The organism is Methanomethylovorans sp., from assembly GCF_041447285.1.
GTDB lineage: Archaea > Halobacteriota > Methanosarcinia > Methanosarcinales > Methanosarcinaceae > Methanomethylovorans.
The window spans coordinates 39444-59120 of sequence record NZ_JBGMEB010000019.1 but is presented as its reverse complement, the minus strand read 5'-3'; the positions used below and the strand labels follow the sequence as shown (position 1 = coordinate 59120).

Here is a 19677-nt window from a genome sequence, read left to right as displayed (position 1 = left end):
ATCTTTATCAAATACGTAGCTCAGTTAATTTGAGGTTTGTTTTTCATGAATGTAATGTCATTTGATCAAGAATTGTGCACCAACTGCGGCATATGTATTCAAATATGCCCTTTGGGAGTAATTTCCAGCAGTGGTAAGGGCACACCTTATATACCTGATAAGATGGGATATATGTGTGCAAAATGTGGTAATTGTGAAGCATTTTGTCCCACAGGTGCAATTTCTCCTATGTTCAACACTGAACACTCTCTTTTTGATGATTCTTTAAGGCCCGATATATCTCCTGAACAGCTCGGTCTGTACATGAGAAAACGCCGCTCTATACGCAATTATAAAAGTAAAGTGGTAGACAGGGCCACGATCGAGAAAATGCTTGATATTGTACGTTTTGCTCCATCAGGCGTGAACAATCAGCCTGTGCACTGGCTCATAGTCCACGATCCAAAACAAGTTCAGAAACTTACAAAGCTTACTATCGACTGGATGCGTGAAGTTGTTTCTTTAGATGGCGATAACCCAATGAAACCTGTCATGCAGGGACTCATAGCTGCTTATGACAATGGAACAGATCCTATTTGCCGTGGAGCTCCACATGTGGCAATAGCGCATGCTTTAGCAGATAACTCAATGGCTTATACTGACAGTATTATTGCTCTTTCATGGTTAGAGCTTGCTGCCCCAGCCTTTGGACTTGTTGGGCAGGTTTCCTCAAACTAGCCGCAACATCCTGCAAACCCCTTATGGATGAACTTGGGCTTCCCAAAGGCCATACTGTGCAGTATGCAATGATGTTTGGTTATCCTAAGTATGAGCCACACGGTATTCCAGGAAGGAGTTTAGCCAGAATTACATGGAAATGATCTGGCAAAAACTTAAAGATATGTTGTAAATCACATTAGAATTGATTTGAGATAGATCGTCGCCCGGAGAAAGGCGACAATCTTCTCATGGGAGGTAGTTCCACTCAATAGTCAATCGTAAAATTCAATCCTCTTTTTTACTGTATGTGCGGATAGATTCTATTTTTTCCCAATCGTAATATGTGTTTATCCTCTCGTTGTCTTTTTCTTCTGTGAAACGGACGAACTCACCTAAAAAAAGTACGGCACCCTCGAATATTTTGCCTTCATTGATCTGTAATTGTACTCCTGGTCGTAATTTTCTTGACATCGTTCCATGCAGGGGCACTGATGCATATTCGAAGACTTTTTCCCATGTATCTTTCATTTTGTTTCTCTCCCTTTTTGAGGCTCTTAAAGTTAGAGGCGATTTTTGGATTTAGACGGATTCCTATGTACTATCTTCTACTATTTATAATTATGGTTTACAGTCAATTGGTATAACTAATGGATATAACTATAACTCGTAAATAGCAAAAAAGACCTATGAATTAAATATCTCTGGTTGAAGGCAGCTCAAAGGTGAAATTGCTACCTTTTCCAACTTCACTCTCCATCCATACTCTGCCACCGTGTAATTCAACCAGTTCCTTGACCAGGGCAAGTCCAAGACCTGTACCCTGATATTGTCGACTATAAGTAGAATCCAGTTGCGTGAATGGTTTGAATAGTTTCTTCTGTTCTTCCAAAGATATTCCTATGCCAGTATCAATAATAGAGACGCGTATCATTTTTCCGGCCATACTTACATGAACATTGATTTTTCCACCATCAGGTGTGAATTTGATAGCGTTTCCAAGCAAGTTGTAAATGATCTGTTTTAGTTTCACCTCATCAGCCACTAAAATATTCATATCCTCCTCTTTTTGTATAGTCACAGTTATTTGCTTCTTTTTTGCAAGGGGCTGCATTGTGGCTATCATTTCTGCCATAAATGGCTCAATATAGATCGTTTCCAGGGAAAGTTGCATCTTACCTGCTTCTACTTTTGCTATGTCCAGTATCTCGTTGATAAGGCCCAGAAGATGTTTACCGCTGTTTGATATGTGTTGAAGATAGTGGTCCTGTTTAGGTGTAAGATCCCCAAAATGCCCTTCAAGCATGGCATCAGAAAAACCAATTATAGAATTGAGCGGTGTACGCAGTTCATGGCTCATGTTGGCAAGGAATTCGCTTTTGGTACGGTTTGCAGCCTCAGCAATGGTCTTTGCCTGAAGTAAATACTCTTCCATCCGTTTGCGGTCAGTAACATCTCTTACAATAGCCTGAATAGTATCAGGATATGCATCCAGAATTGAACCACTCACATCTGCCACCATTCGATCCCCATTAGCTTTTTGAAATTCTGCTTCAATGCGAATAGATCCGTTATCTCTGGTTTTTAATAAGGCTTCTACAGCTATATTCCTCTGGTCAGGAGGTAGCAGATCAGAAACTTCCATTCTCTTTAATTCTTCTTTTGTATAGCCCAGCATCTCGCAGGCTCTGTCATTTACATCCAGAATCTGGCCATAAAGCCCGTGTATAAATATGGCATCATTGGACTGTTCAAAAAGGGAACGGTATTTATTCTCGTTCCTGGCTAATTTTTCCTCAGCCTGTTTACGCTCAGTGATATCTCTTACTACAGCTTGAGCAACATCATTATACCCTGCAAGAATTGTAGCATTTATTTCCACATTTATAATATTGCCATTTGCTGTGAGGTACTGTGTTTCACCATGTATTGTGTCTGAATTCCCTAAGATATCCAGTACTTGAGTTCCTTGAGTCCTTAGTTCCGGAGTCAGAAGGTCAACAACTGACATATTTCTGAATTGCTCTCTGGTATATCCCAGCATTTTACAGGCTTTCTCGTTAACGTCAAGGATCTGACCATCGAGCTTATTTAAAAAAATGGCATCAGTTGATTGTTCAACAAGTGATCTGTATTTTCTTTCACTTCTGATGAGTTCCACTTCTGCATGTTTTCGCCAGGTAATATTAGTAGTAGTACCGAAAATCTTGACGGTTCCGTCCTGTTGAAGATGAGCTATTGCAATGGAATTTACCCATACTATATTTCCGTCATCTTTTACCAGGCGGTAGTCCAGATTGACATTGTTCTCCGGATTATTATAAGCGAGTTTTAGCGCATCAAAGACATTTTGAATATCGTCGTGATGGACATAGGAAAAGTACTTATCCCAACTGTTTCCTATGGTTCCTTGAGATAATCCCAGCATTTTGTCGACAGCTGAGGAAATATAAGTATTGATGTACTTTCCATGCTCATTAACATCAGCTTTCCAGACGATAGTGTCTATTGAATTTACAACTTCTTCATAGTCTTCTTCTTTTTTAAGCAGCAGAGTTTCGGTTTGTTTGCGTTCAAGAACACTGGTTATCATCTCACCCACAAGTTTCAATAAATAGAAGGCGTTTTGATCCCATTCCTTTTTTTGCGTCTTGCAATCCATCGCTATGTATCCGCTGAATTTTCCTTTAAAGGCTATAGGAACCAGTATCAGTGACAAGATACCCAATTCTCGAAGTTTTTCTTTAAGTATCCGTTCTTCATTACTCAGTTGTTGAGTATCTACTACACAAATTGCTTGCAAATCTGTTAATTTTTCAATTATGCTTGGCACTGGGAATTTTTGGTTGAAGCTAATCTGTGATATAATACCTTCGGCGTGCCATTCATGGGTTTTGATCACATAATTAGGATCATCAGTTGTTAAAAAAACAGTAGCACGCTCAGCACCAGTAAATATAGCTGTTTTCTCAAGGGCTTTATTGATCTCAGTGTCAATATCTTTAAAACTGCTGTTTATAAATTGGCTGGAAATATGCGAATAAAGATCTTCTTGCTTTTTCTTTTGTTCCAGTTCGCTACGGGTTTGTTTTATGATTGTAGCGTCTTCAATTATTGCATGGCAACCGATGACATTTCCTTCTTTGTCCATGCGAGGTACAGTTTTAAAACGCAAAAAAAGCTCTTTACCCCATTTCGAATGATAACTTGTTTCTATTACTGAAATCTTGCCAGTTGAAATAGATTCCTGAATACTAGCAGATATGCCTGATTCAACCAGAGGCGGAAATTCTAGCAGATTTGTCTGTTTTGTATCTTCAGCTGAAGGAGAGCCCAGAAGCTCAAGAAGAAATTTGTTTACTGCAGTGATATTTCCTCTAGTATCAAATGAAAGGACGCCTATAGGTAATTCATCGATGAGATCATTTTCATTTTCTTCTTCTACCTGTTCTTCAGATATAAACCGTTTATATTTTAGAGGGATCATACTATTTTTTACTTTTTAAATAACTAAATGCTCATATTTATTCGACTCCACGAGAGAATTTAAATTATACAATAAAATGGGGAAAAATACTCTTTTGTGATTTTTCCTGTGCGCCAATTCACAGCTTATGCTGTTATTGTAATGATTTTATCAATGGATATTGATGTATATCTTCCTGGAATGATTTCAAGCTGAACAATACCATTCTCGCATTGCTTGACCTTACCTTTAAAAGTGGCAATACCTCCACAATATATTGTCACTTTTTGGTCAAGGAAATATTGTACAATAAAATTCTCCATCATTTGTATCTCCCACTGTTCTATGATGGGCATATACATAATTCTATAAAATCGATTTGATATAAAACTTTTCAATCAAATCAGTTTTATTGGCATCTATTTTAAAAAAATATTCTATAACTCACATATCACATTATGTTATGAATAAGTAGCGAATGTAAGTTTGCATTCAGAGGATTGAAAAAGATCCTTTTATGAAGGTTATTTTGTGCAGCATAAAGGTAATTCGAATGTAAAGTTGCTCCCTTTTCCAACTTCGCTTTCCACACAAATACGCCCTCCATGTAACTCTACTAGTTCTTTAACAAGCGCAAGTCCAAGACCTGTGCCGTCATACCTTTTTGATACAGAAGCATCCAGTTGTGTAAAGGGTCGGAACAGTTTTTTAATATCCTCAGGTGCAATACCTATTCCTGTGTCAATAATTGAAAATCTGGCCATACTCTCATTAATGTCTGCATGAATGCTAACCGATCCGCTGTTATGTGTGAATTTTATAGCATTTCCTAAGAGATTGTACAGAATCTGTTTGATCTTAGCCTTGTCAGCTAACAGTGTTTGCAGTTGTGGATCTTTATTGATATTTAGGACAATTTGCTTATCGGCTGCTATAGGCTGCACTAAAGATATCATTTCTTCAAGTATAGAATCTATCTCGATACATTCAGGGAAAAGTTTCATTTTTCCTGCTTCCACTTTGGAAATATCAAGTATATCGTTTATCAGATTGAGCAAGTGTCTGCCGCTATTTGAAACATTTTGAATATACCGGAGTTGTTTGTCATTAAGTTCACCGAAATACCCATCAATCAAAGCATCGGAAAAACCTATTATGGAATTCAGGGGTGTGCGCAGTTCATGGCTCATGTTGGCAAGGAATTCGCTCTTGGTGCGACTTGCAGTCTCAGCTGTGATCTTGGCCTGCAGCATATTTTCTTCTGCCAGCTTGCGATCAGTGATATCTCTTATTACAGCCTGAACAATATCATTGTAGCCTTCAAGAACTGTAGCGTTTATTTCTACGATCCTTTCCACACCTTTTGCAGTGATATATTTAGTTTCACCATTAACAAATCCATCGATTCTGAGCTTTACCAGACCTTTATCACTTTTCTCTCTTTCAACAGGGTCTAAGAAATCAAACATAGATAATTTTTCCATTTGTTCTTTGGTGTACCCCAGCATTTCACAAGCCCTTGCGTTCATATCCAGAATTTTTCCATCAAACTTGGTGAGAAATATAGCATCATTCGATTGTTCAAAAAGGGATCTGTATTTTTTCTCATTCTTTACAAGGTTCTCTTCTGCACGTTTGCGATCTGTTATATTGGCAGTAGTACCAAAAATTTGCAATGCTCCTGTGTCTAAGGCATAGGATACACCAGTGGAATTCAGCCAAATCAAATTTCCATCGTCTGCTATAAACCTGTAGTCAAGATTAATTGTCATACCAGGATTGCTAAAGCCCTGTTGAAAAGCATTAGCAACCTTGGGTTTATCATCGGTGTGGATACGGTCTAAATATTTATACCAGTTATTTCCAATAAATCCCTGCGGTGCACCTATCATTCTGTCCACTGAAGGCGATATATATGTATTTACGAAATTTCCCTGGCTGTCAACATCAGCCTTCCATACAACGGTATCTATGGAGTTGAGTACCTTTTCGTAATCTTCTCTCATATTCGATATTATTTGTTCTGCGTTTTTTCTTTCAAGTATGTTGGTGATCATTTCACCGATGAGTTTCAGTAAAGATATGGTGCTCTCGTTACATTCTATTTTTTCTTTTTTAGAATCAATGCCTATGAATCCTTTTAATGTTCCTTTGTATAACAAAGGAACCATAGCCACTGATAAAATGCCGATTTCTTTGAGGGTATCACGTAGTTTAGTGTTTTCATCAGGCATTTGTTGCACATCGATTATACTAACTACTTTTAAGTTCTCAAGTTGTTTTGATACCAGCTTGAAGGCAGGGATCTTCTCATTGATCTTAATGTGTGATACTATGCCTTCAGCATGCCATTCATGGGTTTTTACTACAAATTCTCCTTCTTCTGCCAGGGCAAATATTACCACACGTTCAGCACCAATGAATTGAGCTAGTTTCTCCAGAGCTTTGCATATCTCCTCATCGATATTTTTAAAACCACTGTTTATGAAACTGCTGGAAATGTTTGAGATAAGTTTGTTCTTCTTGTCTTCATTCTCAAGTTCTTCTTTGTTTTGCTTACGTGCAGTAATGTCCTCAACGATGGCATGGCAGCCTGCTGCATTTCCGTCTTTGTCCTGGTATGGGATCAGTCGAATAAATAAGAAAAGATCTTTCCCCCATTTTGAATTATAAAGCGTTTCGAAGAACAGGGATTTTTTATTTGTGATGGCTTCCTGAAAAGCTGCTGATATACCTGCTTTCATCAGAGAAGGAGATGTCAGAACGTTTATTTGTTTCGTAGCATCCACTGAAGGGGATCCAAGCAGTTTTACAAGGAAACTGTTTACTGAAATGATGGTCCCGTCACTTTTGCATGAGATTATTCCAAGAGGCAGCTCATCCATAATCCCCTTGTAAATATTTTCGTTTTCTCTGATCTGATCTACCAAGTAGTTTTTGCAGCTATTATTAGTCATAATAATATTCTTAGATTTTTAATGATCTATTATTAAAATAGAATCAGATCTTTATTTATATATAAGTTATTACTCAACTTTCCATTTACTTATATTTACTTATATAGTGATCTTTTATATAGTGATCTGATCATTGTTCTCCAAATCGCTAGTTATATATGCTTTTCAATCAAAACACGTCTAACGAATGTATTCAGAGTGATATTGTGATCAGTGTAAACGAAAAGGGATTAGATATAATTGATGAAATGCTCGACTGGGAAGAAGAACTTAATATCCAGTCTTTCGAGCTTGGTAATGGGGCAACTGTAATTGACTGCGGTGTGGAAGTGCAAGGTGGTTATGATGCAGGCATGTACCTTTCCCGTCTTTGTCTTGCTGATCTTGCAGACATCAGTTACACTAAATTCGATCTCAATGGGCTTCCGGTACCTGCTATACAAGTAGCCACAGACCATCCTGTCATAGCATGTATGGGTTCACAGTATGCAGGATGGAGAATATCAGTAGGCAAGTATTTTGGTATGGGATCAGGTCCTGCAAGGGCTCTTGGCCTCAAACCAAAAGAGCTTTATGAAGAAATAGGCTACAAAGACGATTCTGAATTTGCAGTCCTGGTTATGGAATCCTCTGCCCTGCCTACTGAAGAGGTAGTGGAATACATAGCAAAACATTGCAATGTTGATGCTCAGAATGTCTACATTGCTGTTGCACCTACTTCTTCTATTGCAGGTAGTGTGCAGATCTCTGCAAGGATCGTGGAAACCGGTATCCACAAATTAGAATCCATCGGATTCGATATTAACACCATTAAGAGTGGTTTTGGAGTAGCTCCCATTGCACCTATTGTGGGTGACGATACAAAATGCATGGGCTCAACGAATGATTGTATCATTTACTGTGGAGAAACATATTACACTGTAGAATATGGTGATGCTGAGAAGCTGGCTGAGTTCGTAAAGAAGGCGCCTTCCACAACATCAAGAGACTTCGGCAAACCTTTCTATGTCACATTCAAGGAAGCAGGGTTTGACTTTTTCAAGGTCGATGCAGGCATGTTCGCTCCTGCAAAAATCACAATAAATGATAAAAAGACCAAGAAATCATTTACAAGCGGTCGTATTAATCCGGGAATTCTGCTTGATTCCTTTGGAATTAAGGAAGTCTGATCTCTTCAGTTTACGGTGCAGCCTTGTTTGGTTGCACCAACTACGGAGAAAAACATGAATCTAATAAGCACATCAAAAGGTATAGGTGGTCAGCTTGTTGCTTTCAAGGAAGTGGTCAAAGAATCAAAAAGCATAGCTTTTATTGGTTCTCCGGGCTTTTGCACCCCATTTGCAGAACTTCTTGCTTATGGGCTGCGCGGAAGCGATAAAAAATTGATCTTTATATCTAACACTGATTCTGGAAGTGCAAGATCTATACTTGCCGTACCACAAGGTATGCAGCTTGGTGAAAGTGTAATTCCTGAAGCCGATACTGTTGTCCTTCTCGGGGGGCTTGCCATGCCAAAGATCGGTTCCACTCCAAATGAAGTAAAGGCTTTTCTGAACAATTTGCCTTCAAGCTCACAAAAAAAACTTGTAATAGGTGTATGCTTCCAGTCCGTATTTGAAAGGGAAGGGTGGACCAATATCATCGATTTTGATTACATCATCGATTCCGATCTCGAGAATCATCTCAAGGCATATGAACAGTAACTTTTGTGTGTAACTGTCACGTGATCTTTGCATCTACTACAACGTGCCAGACGCCTGGCGCATATTTTTTAATACGTCGGATATCTAGTATTTCGGTATTCTTTCCCAGTTGTAGTGCAGCTTCTTTTACTCTGTTTACCGCCCTCTCTGGTAATAATTTTTCAGGGGTTGTCTCGTGATAATGTAGCACACCGCCTTCAGGTTTCAATGCTTTGATCCCACTGGAGAGGTAATGGTGAGTGGTTCCAACATAACCCATTATTACCCGGTCAGCTATCCCTTCCGGTGTAACAACAGCACAATCACCAAGTATAGGTTCGATCAGATTTTCGACATGATTTAAAAGGATGTTTTCCTGGAGATAACCAAAGGATACAGGGTTTAGCTCAATAGATATGATTTTCTTTGGTGAGGAATGTACTGCTATTGGTATAGAAAAATATCCAATACCTGCAAACATATCAACTACAACCTCATTCTTTGAGGATGTGCTCATTAATTTCTTTTCAGCAAGGTTGCCTTTTGAAAACATCACTTTTGTAACATCAAGTCTGAATATACAGCCATTTTCCTTGTGCAAGGTTTCAGTACCACTGCCTGCTATGATTTCTCTTTCTGGGACTCTGAAAGCTCCTTTAATACCTTTATCACGCACAACACAGGTGCATTTGGGATACATTTGAAGCAGCTTTTGACCGATGAGGGTGGCAATATCATTGAGTTCATCAGGTATTGCTATTACAATTAATGTTCCTATGACTTGCCAGCTTGAAGGTATTTTTGCAAATTTTTGTGCAGGTATTTCATCTGAAATTAATTCCTTTAAAGATCTCTGAGACTCGTAGAATTCCGGATTATTATCTTCAAGGCATATATATTCTGGAATTTCTTTTGTTACAGGTAGAAGAAGATAATTTTGATCATTTTCTGTAAACTTCTTGATCTTTCTGTTCATATCAAGAACTTTACTTTCTATAAGTTTTGCACGTATGCACTCTGCCTCTTCAATAGGCACATAAACTATGACATTTTGTTGAATTTGCATATCAGTAACCATAATTTACACGATTATTCATTATTCAATTAATTGCTATTTTACAATCTATTCGACTATTAGCTAACATTTATATAGAGTTATTGTTATCTAATGTAATATGAGTGACTGCGATCGGACTGCTCTTTTTTCTAATGGAAATGGTTTTGTCGCATTGAACAGTCCTGTAAAGATCCAGATATTGGATTTCCTTAAAATTTCTTCCCGTTCTTTTGATGAAATTGTTAAGCACACAGGAAAAGCTAAATCTACAGTTTCAGTACATCTCAACGACTTACGTTCTTCTGGTCTTGTTGAAGAAGAATATGATCCTGACGATAAACGGCGCAAGACCTACCATCTCAAATGTGAGTATATGGCTCATTCCCAGCCTCCTATTCTTAAGCATTATAGAAATGTGTTGGAAACACTTGCTTCCCCTCGCTTAGAAAAACATGGTTGTTTCAAATGTTTTTTCCGTGCTATACAATTTGGATTTGATGCTCATGGTATCAATAGCGATCCAATTATGAGAAAAGTTGGCAGAGATATCGGGATAAGTATCTCTTCAAATTTCATCTCAAAAGATACTGAATTTCTCATCAAAGAATTGGCTGAATTCTGGAAAAGATATCAGATGGGTACGATGTATGTGGAAAGCCGTGAACCGTTGGTAATTGCGGTAGAGCACTCCTTTGATTACAAACTGATATCCACTATAGGAAAGAACTTATGCTCTTTTACGGAAGGTATTATTGAAGGTACAATAGTGCACTCACTTAATCTTACTTGCTGTGTTCAGGAAGTAGAATGTTGTGGTAATGGAAAGGAAAGATGCCTTTTCATTGTTCATTTCCTTAATAAGAACAAATGATAATTTTGTTCTCATGAAGAACCAATTATCACTCCAAGTTCTGAAGGTACAAACTTTCCAATTGCTGCGACTATGCCGGGTCCGTCAGTAGTTTCCCTACAAACTATTGCATGCTCCATTATTCCCAGCCTTTCAATACCATATATATCTCTGGCATGCCCGGTCTTTTTTATTGCAGCTTTAAGTTCAGATCTGGTAATGGCATTTGCTGTCACCCGGTCGTAACCAGCCTTTTTCCATTGCCACCAGGTGTCTGCTTGATATTTACTGAACATGCCCTGTATTTTTGGTTTGGTATTTATGATCTCTACTTCTACAGGCAAATGCTTTATCATGCCAAAACGCAATGATATTTGCTTTGCACTTCCTGTTCCGAGGTTTTTCATATTTTCAGGAGAAATGATTATCTTTGTGCCAATATCCACAATGATCTTATCTTCTTCAATTGACTCAATAAGCCCTTTATATATCATCCCTTCAGAAGGATTTAATGTAGGAGTACCATATTGTCTTGCCAGAAGATTACTCGCGAATTCCTCATCCTCCCCTTCAATTTCAGCAATAGCCCATCCATCACCAGAAACAGTAACTGCAGCTTTCGCAGTTAGTTCTTTCAGTTCATTTGCAACAGCAGCAGAAATAGCATCTATAGTTTTTCTTTCGTTACCATAGACCTTTATGCATAATGTAATCTTCTTCATATTTTACGATCTCTTACTGGTTTATAAGTGACTCAAGAAGATCTTTTGTATCATTGAAATACTCCAGTGTTGCATCGTCGATAGCATGATGTTGTTGCATAGAGTTCTCGATTTTCTTGAGATCCCTCTTAAAAGGCCCCAGTCTCATTATAATGGTTTCCCTATCAGCTCCACTGCTAATAAGTTCGTTATAGATGGCTACAATAGTATCGTTCAGCCTTTTTGTTTTATCATATATTTCATGCTCTTGATCTGGAATGGATTCTTTAATATTGGAAGAAAGATCCGCATTGCCCTCATCTTCAATAGGCTCCATTCCTTCAGGCAGTTCGCCTTCCAGCGCAATGATCAAATTTTTAAGAGCCTCCACTACTTTAAATCCCGATTCGGTAAGTTCCACATATTTGACTCGCCCTTCCATTGTGAATTTTACCAAACCGTGTTCTTCCATTTTTGAGAGAATTTTCGTCGTATGCGCAAATGTCGAATTGATCTCTTTGGTAATTATAGAGGCATAGGTTTTCTGGAAGGACCAGATGGCAAGGAGTGCCAATGTGGGTTTTTCCTGAAGGAAGAGTTGTTCAGCATATTCTTTAGCCATAATTTCCCTCTCTTTATGAAGGTCCTGAGAATTTGAAGAGAATTATCTTATAATTCTATCTATTTTATTGTATATTACTCTGTGTAATCATAGATATGTGAACATATTTATATTTATCGAAATCTTCTCAGAGTGTCTAATATTCCCTCAAGTCCTGCATTAGTTTTAAATGATGTTCCGCTGAAATGTGTTCGTGAAGCTTCAAATCCATTTGTCACTAATTCCTTAAGCAGTTCTTCCATGGGTATGGCAGATATTCCAAGTTTTTTCGATAGGAGGTGCTGGTCGTAAAAAGTAGGTACATCAAGTTCATTTTTACACAGTTCTACCAGTTTTACCGCATGTTCTTTTTTTCCCAGTTCTCTTTTATTTAGCTGCTCTAATATGGAGTTGCAAAAGCCTTTGTCATGCAGAGGACCAAGCCAAAGGGGACCAGCGATATTGGTCTGATGTCCGCATACTCCGCATTTGTCAGGTATACTTACTGCCAACCCATAGTGAACAGACCGGCATGAACATTTCGTACAATGTGATATAAATCCTATGTTCTTTAGGCATTTATCAGCGCCTTTGGCACTTTTCTTTATATCCAGGTAAGCCCTTACATAATGTCTGGTAGCATGGCAGAATAAAGGATGCATAGCCTTCTCATGTCTTGCGAGGTCTCGTGCAATTCTGCCAAGTAAGATACGTAATCCCATTTCACTGTGATACTCAACGTTCAAGGGCACTGCGCCATATTTTCTGATCCCTGAATTCAAATGCGCTCCGCACAGGGGTGCAGTATCTGTAGCAGTGACAGCAAGCATATTAATGGCTGAATTACATGCAGCATCAAGATAAGTAGTCGGTGATCCAAAGGGGTCTATATCTACTATATTATAACGTTCTTTGTGTAACAACACATTAGCGTTACCCAGATTAATCTTTATTTTTTCGTTGAGTTTATTAAGCTCTGTATTTTTCTTGATCAGATCATGTGCATCTTGATTCCAGTCATTAAGGGTAACGTTGATTCCTACTTCTTTTGCGATTCTAAGTCCTCGAATACCAGAAGCTGCAAGTGCATCAACATAGGTTATATCTGACAGATTCAGCTCTTTATGGGATGCTATTAGTTCAGAATAGGCAGCAATCACAGCCACCGAAATATCCCGATTCAATTCCATTTCCGGATTGTAAAAAACACTTGCTAAAGAAATGGAAAGTGGTTGGTCCTCTGGGACGATGGGGACCAATGCCTGGGTACAGCCTTCTATAATAGTCCTGGTGCTCATTGGTCCCAATCGAATGACTGTTATTATTTAACTATAATGGTCCCACCCATCCTTGGGAAACCTGTGATACTATAATTAAATGTTCCAGTTTCATTGAAAGTATACCCAAAGGATTCTCTGTATCCAATGTTCCTATTTTCCCATAGTCCATCCTCGCTTACAAGGACAAATAATCTTTTAGGATCATTGAAATTGGTCCAGTATACGGTATCCTTAGGCGCTACGACCAGCGTACTTGGAGATGAGAGGAATTTTTCCAGGCGTACGGTAAAAGTACGGGGAACTCCAGTATCTACCACGTATGGTCCAGTGGTTGTAGTCGTAGTATCTTCAGTAGATACATTCGCAGCAGGTACATATATAGCAGTCTCTTCTGTAGTTGTAGTAACGTTTTGTTCACTTTCATTCAAAGATATGACATTTGTAGTATCGGTAGTGACATTCTCAGTACTAATATTGCTAACATTATCTGTTGCATTAATGCTACCATTTGTGGTCTTGTTGTCGGTACAACCAGACAACATGACAGAAGACAGCATCAGTAATAATATAAAAGTTTTTAGTTTCATCCCTATCACCGGTTTATATATTAATCTCCTCTACCTAATAAACTTTCACTTCAAAACTTCAGAAGTTCAACTTCAATCTTATCGCCAATACTACCATCATTGATCTTTATGAGGGCAGCATATCCTAAAGCTGCCATGCCGGGGTTAACGATTACTGTTCCCTTTTCTCGTACAACTCCTCGAGCTTCATGTATATGTCCGCATACAATTAGTTCAGCTCTTCCTATGAAAGCCGAGATAGATGTACACCCGACATGCCCGGATGGTACTTCATCAAGAAAACCATATGGAGGGGCGTGAGTGAGCAATACAATTTTCACATTATTACTTTCTGATTTTTTCACTATTTCCTCAAGCCCTTCTCCAATATCACATTCCTGCATCTCGAAAGGTGTGCAGAACGGAGTAGGATTGGAACCCCCATAACCGATGAATACTGTATCATCGATTGTATAGGAATTTTGGTGGAGGTTTGCAGCTTTTGAATTATCAAGCACTTTAAGTATAGATGTTTGATCGCAATTTCCAGGTACTGCCAAAATAGGTACATCAAAAAGTTCGAAAAGTTCCAATGCCTTTTCATCAGGGCCGAAGTTTGTGATATCTCCTGCCACAAGAACCAGGTCTATCTCACCGGCCTTTTTTAGAAGCCCCTTTATCTTCGAATAGTCCCCATGAGGGTCAGCAATTGCAAATATTCTCACTTAAGATGCACCTCAGCATTAATATCTAATTATGACTTTTTCAATTATTTCTATATCCATCTCTCAGAAGGATTTGTCTCCTCCAAGTATTCCACCTATTACTTTTCCTCCAATTCCGCCGACACCAGTTGATTCATCCCGGCTCTGGTATCTTGCCGCAGCCATTACTCTGTCAGCAAGTCTGGAGAAAGGCAGGCTTTGCAGGAATACTTTTCCGGGACCGCGAAGAGTTGCGAGTACTATACCCTCTCCTCCAAAAAGCGCATTCTTGAATCCGCCCACAAAACCGATGTCATATGCAACACTTTCAGCAAATGCACATACACAGCCGGTATCGACTCGTATCACTTCACCTGCTTTGAGGTCTCTTTCTATGATAGTACCACCTGCATGGACAAAAGCCAGGCCATCACCACTTAACTTTTGCAGGATAAAGCCTTCCCCGCCAAAAAGCCCTGCTCCAAGTTTTTTAGTGAACGCAAGTTCCACTTCTATTCCTTTTGCTGCACAGAGGAAAGAATCTTTCTGGCAAATAAATCTCCCTCCCAGTTGTGCAAGGTCAAGGCAAATGATCTTGCCCGGGTATGGCGCTCCGAAAGCCACATATCCTTTATCTTCTCCTTCGTGGGTGAAATTTGTAATGAAAAAACTTTCTCCTGTGATAGCTCGTTTCAGTCCCTTTAATATACCTCCACCAGTGGAAGTTTCCATTTTGATACCTGGTCCCATGTATGTCATGGCACCTGCTTCAGCCCTCACGCTCTCCCCTGGATCTAACTCTATTTCTACTAATTGCATATCATTTCCAATTATCTTGTAATCAATTACATCTGCCATATTTATCACTCCTTAATCCGGATCAATCATAAATTCTGTAGATTGCCATCTAGAATTGCTTTTGTTACTGATATATATTTTTGGCGGAAGCAAAGATAAAAACTTAATTATATCAGGTATGCATAAGTGACAGAGTGAGATAATCCATGAAGGAGAAGAGAGCAGTTTTTAAGGAAAATACATATTTAATATCTCAATATCATCATTGTATCCTTCCGGATGATCTTCGTGCAAAAGCAGATGCACAAAAAACGAGTTCAATTGATTTCAGCACACGTCTAAATCCTATGGGCAATGTTTTTCAGTATCAACACAGTGGTTTGAACCTTGATGGCCTGATCAATGCTGCTAAAAAACAAATCAATCAATATCCTGATAACCGGTATCTGGAATTTAGAACTGCAGCTGCTGATTTTATAGGTAAGGGTATAACTTTCGCTAATGTTGTGCCTGGTAGTGGAACATGTGAACTTATAAGACTGATTTTGGGTTGCACTCTTGAAAAAGGAGATATAGTACTGACTCCATTCCCTTCCACACCAGAATATGCTCTAAATTCTGTGTTATTTGGAGCGCGTGTGTTACCTCTGCCTCCTCATGAGTTGTTGTTAGCAGAGGATGATGTGTTATCATGTGCCAGATTAGTGCTTTTATCCAATCCTGCTAATCCGGGAGGCCACCTAATCCCTAGAAAGGAATTGAGGCTTTTTGCAGAAAGGTGTGCTGAGAACAAAACTATGCTCATTGTGGATGAATCTTGCATTGAATTATGTGATCCGTCCCAAACTCTTGCAGGTTATACTTTCGGAAATGATTATCTTGTGATCATTCGTTCAATTGCTCATTCTTTTTCACTCCCTGGACTCAAAGCGTCTTATGCCATCGCTTCTGAGAATTTGGCTCAGTATTTTAACAATGGTCGTCTGCCTTGGAGCATCGGTGCTTTTTCGGATTTATTGTGTACAGCTGTCCTTAGTATAGAAGGGGGAATTAACTCTAGGTATCTGGAAGAATCCCGGCAGCTTATACAGTCTCAACGTAATTATTTGATGAATCGCATAGGTCGGATCTATGGTTTTTCTCCTCAGCACTCTGATGCGAATTATCTTCTTGTGGACCTCAAAGACCTTTTTATGGATTCTCGAACGCTTACACAGAACCTCGCATCAAAAGGTTTTCTTATAAAGGATTGCAGTTCCTTCTTCCAGGCAGAAAAGCAGTTTGTCAGAATCGGCATGCGCACACAGGAAGATAATGATATCCTTTTGAAGGCTATCGGTGAGGTTCTTACTGAAACGAGCAAAGAGGATGCAAGGGAAAGATTGGAAGTAACCATAGAAAGCGCTGCATCAGGAGCTGCTCCGGCAAGCAGAGGTACATGCCAGTATTATCCGTGTCATTTTAAGGGGCAGGATTGCACTTTTTGTTTTTGTCCTTTCTACGCATGCGAGGATGAGCGTACCGGCGGCAAGTGGATAGTAGGATCCAGTGGTAATAGGGTATGGAGCTGCGAAAACTGTACCTATATACACCAGTCAACGTTATCCCGTCAAATACTTGATATCCTTATGGAAGAAGGGGATACTGAAGCTAACATACAGAAGGCATGGAGTAAAATACTAAAGCCTTTGTTGTAATTTATATTATCTATATAGCATATATTCACTTGGCATCTTAAGCTTTAAACAAGTTTAATTTAATTGCATTCAACTTAATTAAATAACTTAATATAGGTCCTGTTATCTAAAAAAAAGGCGATAACTGTGTCAAGACAAACAAAATTTATCCCGGTCAGAGAACATCTGTTAAAGGTACAGCCATGCAAACACGGAGGCCTGGTGAGAAAATCATCCCAGCAATACGGCATACCGGAATCCCAAATGTTGGATGCAAGTGCCAGTCTTAATCCTTACGGCACTCCCTTTGACCATCCCTACACCGGGCTTGATATGGATAATATTTTGCATTCTGCCCTTAAGAGAATGGGTCAATATCCCGATAATCGTTACGTAGAATTCAGAAAAGCAGCCGCAGGTTTTATAGGAAAAGGCATGACTGCTGAAAATATAATACCTGGTAATGGTTCATCGGAAATCATCCGGCTGGTTGCAGAAACAGTCATAGAAAAGGGTGATATAGTACTTATTCCATCGCCCACATTCAGCGAATATGAACAGCAGTGCAGTATATTCGGAGCTGAGATCCGATATATAAAACAGGATATGCTGCCTGATGTGCCGGATGAAATCTTACAAGATGCCAGGCTTCTTTTTGTTTGTAATCCAAATAACCCCACCGGTAAAATGTTCACCAGGAAAGAACTTGAGAAGCTCATCGACAAATGCAGGGAAAATGATGTGATCCTTTTTGTTGATGAAGCCTTTATAGAACTGGCAGATCCTTCGCAGACTATTGTGGATCTTGTGCAGTCCAATGACCATCTGTTCATACAGCGTTCCCTTACCAAGGCTTTTGCTATCCCTGGCATTAGAATGGGTTTTGGAGTTGCTTCCGTGAGAATTGCAACGTTGCTCAATAATGCAAGGCTTTCGTGGAACCTGGGATGTGTAGCAGAAGAAGTGAGTACTGTTCTTATGAATATGGAAGGTGGCTGTTACAGTCGATATCTTGTGGAATCGAGGGATATGATCTCCAGGGAACGGGAATTCCTCATGGAAAAACTGGAACGCCGTGGGTTCAGACCCCTTGAGAGCACTGTTAATTATATTTATGTAGACATCAGCGATCTGTCCATGGATTCTGTGGAATTAACTGAAAGAATGGCGGCACATGGTGTTCTTATAAGGGATTGCAGTTCTTTCCAGGATCTTGGAAAGCACCACATCCGCATAGCTGTACGTACCAGGGAGGAAAATGAGCGTATAGTGGATTGCATAAGGCAGGTAATTCAGGAATGGGGCAGAGAACAGGCAATTCTTTATCTGGAGCGTAACCTGGAGAAGGCCCGGGATAAAGGATCTCTGGGAAGCAATAAAGAATGCAATTACTATCCATGTCATTATGAAGGTCAGGATTGCACTTTTTGTTTCTGTCCATTTTATCCGTGTCAGGATGAGCGTACGGAAGGTAAATGGATAACCGGTTCAAGTGGGAATGAGGTCTGGAGCTGCCTTGAATGCATAGTAGTACATGAACCTGCAGTGGTTAAAAAAATGCTCTCTGTGCTCACCGCTGAGGGTTGCACTCAGCAAGCGATCAAGAAGGTATGGGAGCAGGTTATGGAGCCACGATTATGTTCTTCACAATAAGTGCATTTGATCTGATTGCTGTATTGTTCCTGGCCTTTATCATTGATCTAATAATAGGAGAGCCTCCCTTTGCCATACATCCTGTTGTATGGATAGGAAATCTCATCTCCTTTTTCAAGCGCAAGGCGCCTTCCAAAAACAGAAGGATCTATGGTATCTTTATGGCATTGTGCTGCATTCTTTTTGCCGCTCTTATTGGCCTAGTTGCCACTGTTATACTTGATACTGAAAGTATACCTGCAATTATCAGGTACCTTATAGCGGCTTGGTTTCTCAAGATCACTTTTGCCATACGCTGCCTCATGGATGCAGGAAAAGAAGTATATGGAGAACTTGCAAAAGGTGATCTGGATGGGGCAAGGAAGAAACTTTCCATGTATGTGAGCAGGAATACTTCTAAACTAACGCAGGAGCAAGTGTCATCAGCCGTGATAGAGACATCATCGGAGAACTTTGTAGATGGCATCCTTTCACCTTTGTTCTATTTTGTAATATTTGGGCCATTTGGGATAATCGCTGCCTATATATTCAAAGCAACAAGCACTCTTGACTCCATGGTGGGCTACAAAGATCCTCAATATCTGCATCTTGGCTGGTTCTCTGCAAGGTTCGATGACGTGTTGAACTGGATACCTGCCAGATTGTCACTGATACCTATATTCATAGCTGCTACTCTCTTGCGTCTGATACCGGCATTTTCAAGGTCTCTTGATCCTGTAAGTGCAGTCAAAATTGCAATCGAGGATGGAACCAAGACTCCATCTCCGAATTCCGGATATCCCATGGCTGCTTTTGCGGGGGCTATGGGCATTCGTCTGGAGAAACCTAAGGTTTATTTGCTGGCTTCCAGGAATCCTTATCCTCAGTTCTCCCACATTAAGCTGGCACGCAGTTTGATATTGATGTCTTCTGCAATCTCTGTACTTATGTGCGCTTCCATGATTTACATTCTTATGAATCGTTTCTATGCATTTTATTAAGGTCTGACCA

At 39.5% G+C, this 19677-nt stretch carries 18 protein-coding genes; 7 read left to right on the top strand and 11 right to left on the bottom strand.

What is annotated here, in order from left to right; translation table 11 throughout:
- The first annotated feature begins 54 nt into the window (after nt 1–54).
- Complete coding sequence (locus tag ACC612_RS11650) at nt 55–717, top strand: nitroreductase family protein (RefSeq protein ID WP_371854716.1); 663 nt, start codon at nt 55–57, stop codon at nt 715–717.
- A 267-nt stretch (nt 718–984) separates the two neighbouring features.
- On the opposite strand, the gene ACC612_RS11645 is transcribed toward ACC612_RS11650, so the two are convergent.
- From ACC612_RS11645 to ACC612_RS11630, 4 genes are all read right to left on the bottom strand, one after another.
- A complete protein-coding gene (locus ACC612_RS11645) occupies nt 985–1227 on the bottom strand; it encodes a hypothetical protein (protein WP_371854715.1) in 243 nt (80 codons plus the stop codon).
- A 163-nt stretch (nt 1228–1390) separates the two neighbouring features.
- Nucleotides 1391–4183: a PAS domain S-box protein gene (locus ACC612_RS11640; RefSeq protein WP_371854714.1), complete on the bottom strand. Its 2793-nt coding sequence runs from the start codon at nt 4181–4183 to the stop codon at nt 1391–1393.
- A gap of 125 nt (nt 4184–4308) precedes the next feature.
- Nucleotides 4309–4518, bottom strand: a complete 210-nt coding sequence (locus ACC612_RS11635; protein ID WP_371854713.1) for an MM0924 family protein — start codon at nt 4516–4518, stop codon at nt 4309–4311.
- Between the two features lie 168 nt (nt 4519–4686).
- Nucleotides 4687–7092, bottom strand: a complete 2406-nt coding sequence (locus tag ACC612_RS11630) for a PAS domain S-box protein (RefSeq protein ID WP_371854712.1) — start codon at nt 7090–7092, stop codon at nt 4687–4689.
- Between the two features lie 233 nt (nt 7093–7325).
- On the opposite strand from ACC612_RS11630, the gene mch reads away from it, so the two are divergent.
- On the top strand, nt 7326–8288 hold the full coding sequence (gene mch, locus ACC612_RS11625) for a methenyltetrahydromethanopterin cyclohydrolase (protein WP_371854711.1): 963 nt from the start codon (nt 7326–7328) through the stop codon (nt 8286–8288).
- A 54-nt stretch (nt 8289–8342) separates the two neighbouring features.
- Entirely contained in the window at nt 8343–8822 is a 480-nt protein-coding gene (locus ACC612_RS11620) for a DUF2124 family protein (RefSeq protein WP_371854710.1), read from the top strand.
- 16 nt (nt 8823–8838) lie between these two features.
- Here ACC612_RS11620 and ACC612_RS11615 read toward each other — a convergent pair whose 3' ends face one another.
- The gene (locus ACC612_RS11615) at nt 8839–9867 is read right to left on the bottom strand and encodes a class I SAM-dependent methyltransferase family protein (protein ID WP_371854709.1); all 1029 of its coding nucleotides are present in this window, start codon (nt 9865–9867) and stop codon (nt 8839–8841) included.
- A gap of 109 nt (nt 9868–9976) precedes the next feature.
- Here ACC612_RS11615 and ACC612_RS11610 point away from each other — a divergent pair, with 109 nt between their 5' ends.
- Nucleotides 9977–10729 carry an ArsR family transcriptional regulator gene (locus ACC612_RS11610; protein ID WP_371854708.1) on the top strand — a complete coding sequence of 251 codons (753 nt, stop codon included), beginning with the start codon at nt 9977–9979 and terminating at the stop codon, nt 10727–10729.
- An 11-nt stretch (nt 10730–10740) separates the two neighbouring features.
- Here ACC612_RS11610 and ACC612_RS11605 read toward each other — a convergent pair whose 3' ends face one another.
- The 6 genes from ACC612_RS11605 to ACC612_RS11580 all read right to left on the bottom strand — a co-directional run bounded on the left by ACC612_RS11605 (nt 10741) and on the right by ACC612_RS11580 (nt 15418).
- The gene (locus tag ACC612_RS11605; protein ID WP_371854707.1) at nt 10741–11430 is read right to left on the bottom strand and encodes a DUF2110 family protein; all 690 of its coding nucleotides are present in this window, start codon (nt 11428–11430) and stop codon (nt 10741–10743) included.
- A 13-nt stretch (nt 11431–11443) separates the two neighbouring features.
- Entirely contained in the window at nt 11444–12031 is a 588-nt protein-coding gene (locus tag ACC612_RS11600) for a MarR family transcriptional regulator (RefSeq protein WP_371854706.1), read from the bottom strand.
- Nucleotides 12032–12144: 113 nt separating this feature from the next.
- Entirely contained in the window at nt 12145–13308 is a 1164-nt protein-coding gene (locus ACC612_RS11595) for a tRNA (guanine(10)-N(2))-dimethyltransferase (RefSeq protein WP_371854705.1), read from the bottom strand.
- Nucleotides 13309–13331: 23 nt separating this feature from the next.
- Complete coding sequence (locus ACC612_RS11590) at nt 13332–13877, bottom strand: hypothetical protein (RefSeq protein WP_371854704.1); 546 nt, start codon at nt 13875–13877, stop codon at nt 13332–13334.
- A 50-nt stretch (nt 13878–13927) separates the two neighbouring features.
- Nucleotides 13928–14581, bottom strand: coding sequence for a metallophosphoesterase (locus ACC612_RS11585; protein WP_371854703.1), 654 nt, complete (start codon nt 14579–14581; stop codon nt 13928–13930).
- Nucleotides 14582–14644: 63 nt separating this feature from the next.
- A complete protein-coding gene (locus ACC612_RS11580; protein ID WP_371854702.1) occupies nt 14645–15418 on the bottom strand; it encodes a TIGR00266 family protein in 774 nt (257 codons plus the stop codon).
- A gap of 146 nt (nt 15419–15564) precedes the next feature.
- On the opposite strand from ACC612_RS11580, the gene ACC612_RS11575 reads away from it, so the two are divergent.
- The 3 genes from ACC612_RS11575 (at nt 15565) to ACC612_RS11565 (ending at nt 19667) form a co-directional block, all read left to right on the top strand.
- Nucleotides 15565–17055 (top strand): aminotransferase class I/II-fold pyridoxal phosphate-dependent enzyme, encoded by a 1491-nt coding sequence (locus ACC612_RS11575; protein ID WP_371854701.1) that lies wholly within the window; start codon nt 15565–15567, stop codon nt 17053–17055.
- A 126-nt stretch (nt 17056–17181) separates the two neighbouring features.
- Complete coding sequence (gene cobD / locus ACC612_RS11570; protein WP_371854699.1) at nt 17182–18687, top strand: threonine-phosphate decarboxylase CobD; 1506 nt, start codon at nt 17182–17184, stop codon at nt 18685–18687.
- Nucleotides 18672–19667 (top strand): cobalamin biosynthesis protein, encoded by a 996-nt coding sequence (locus ACC612_RS11565; protein WP_371854698.1) that lies wholly within the window; start codon nt 18672–18674, stop codon nt 19665–19667. Before cobD ends, ACC612_RS11565 begins: the two co-directional genes overlap by 16 nt.
- The last annotated feature ends 10 nt before the right edge of the window (nt 19668–19677 follow it).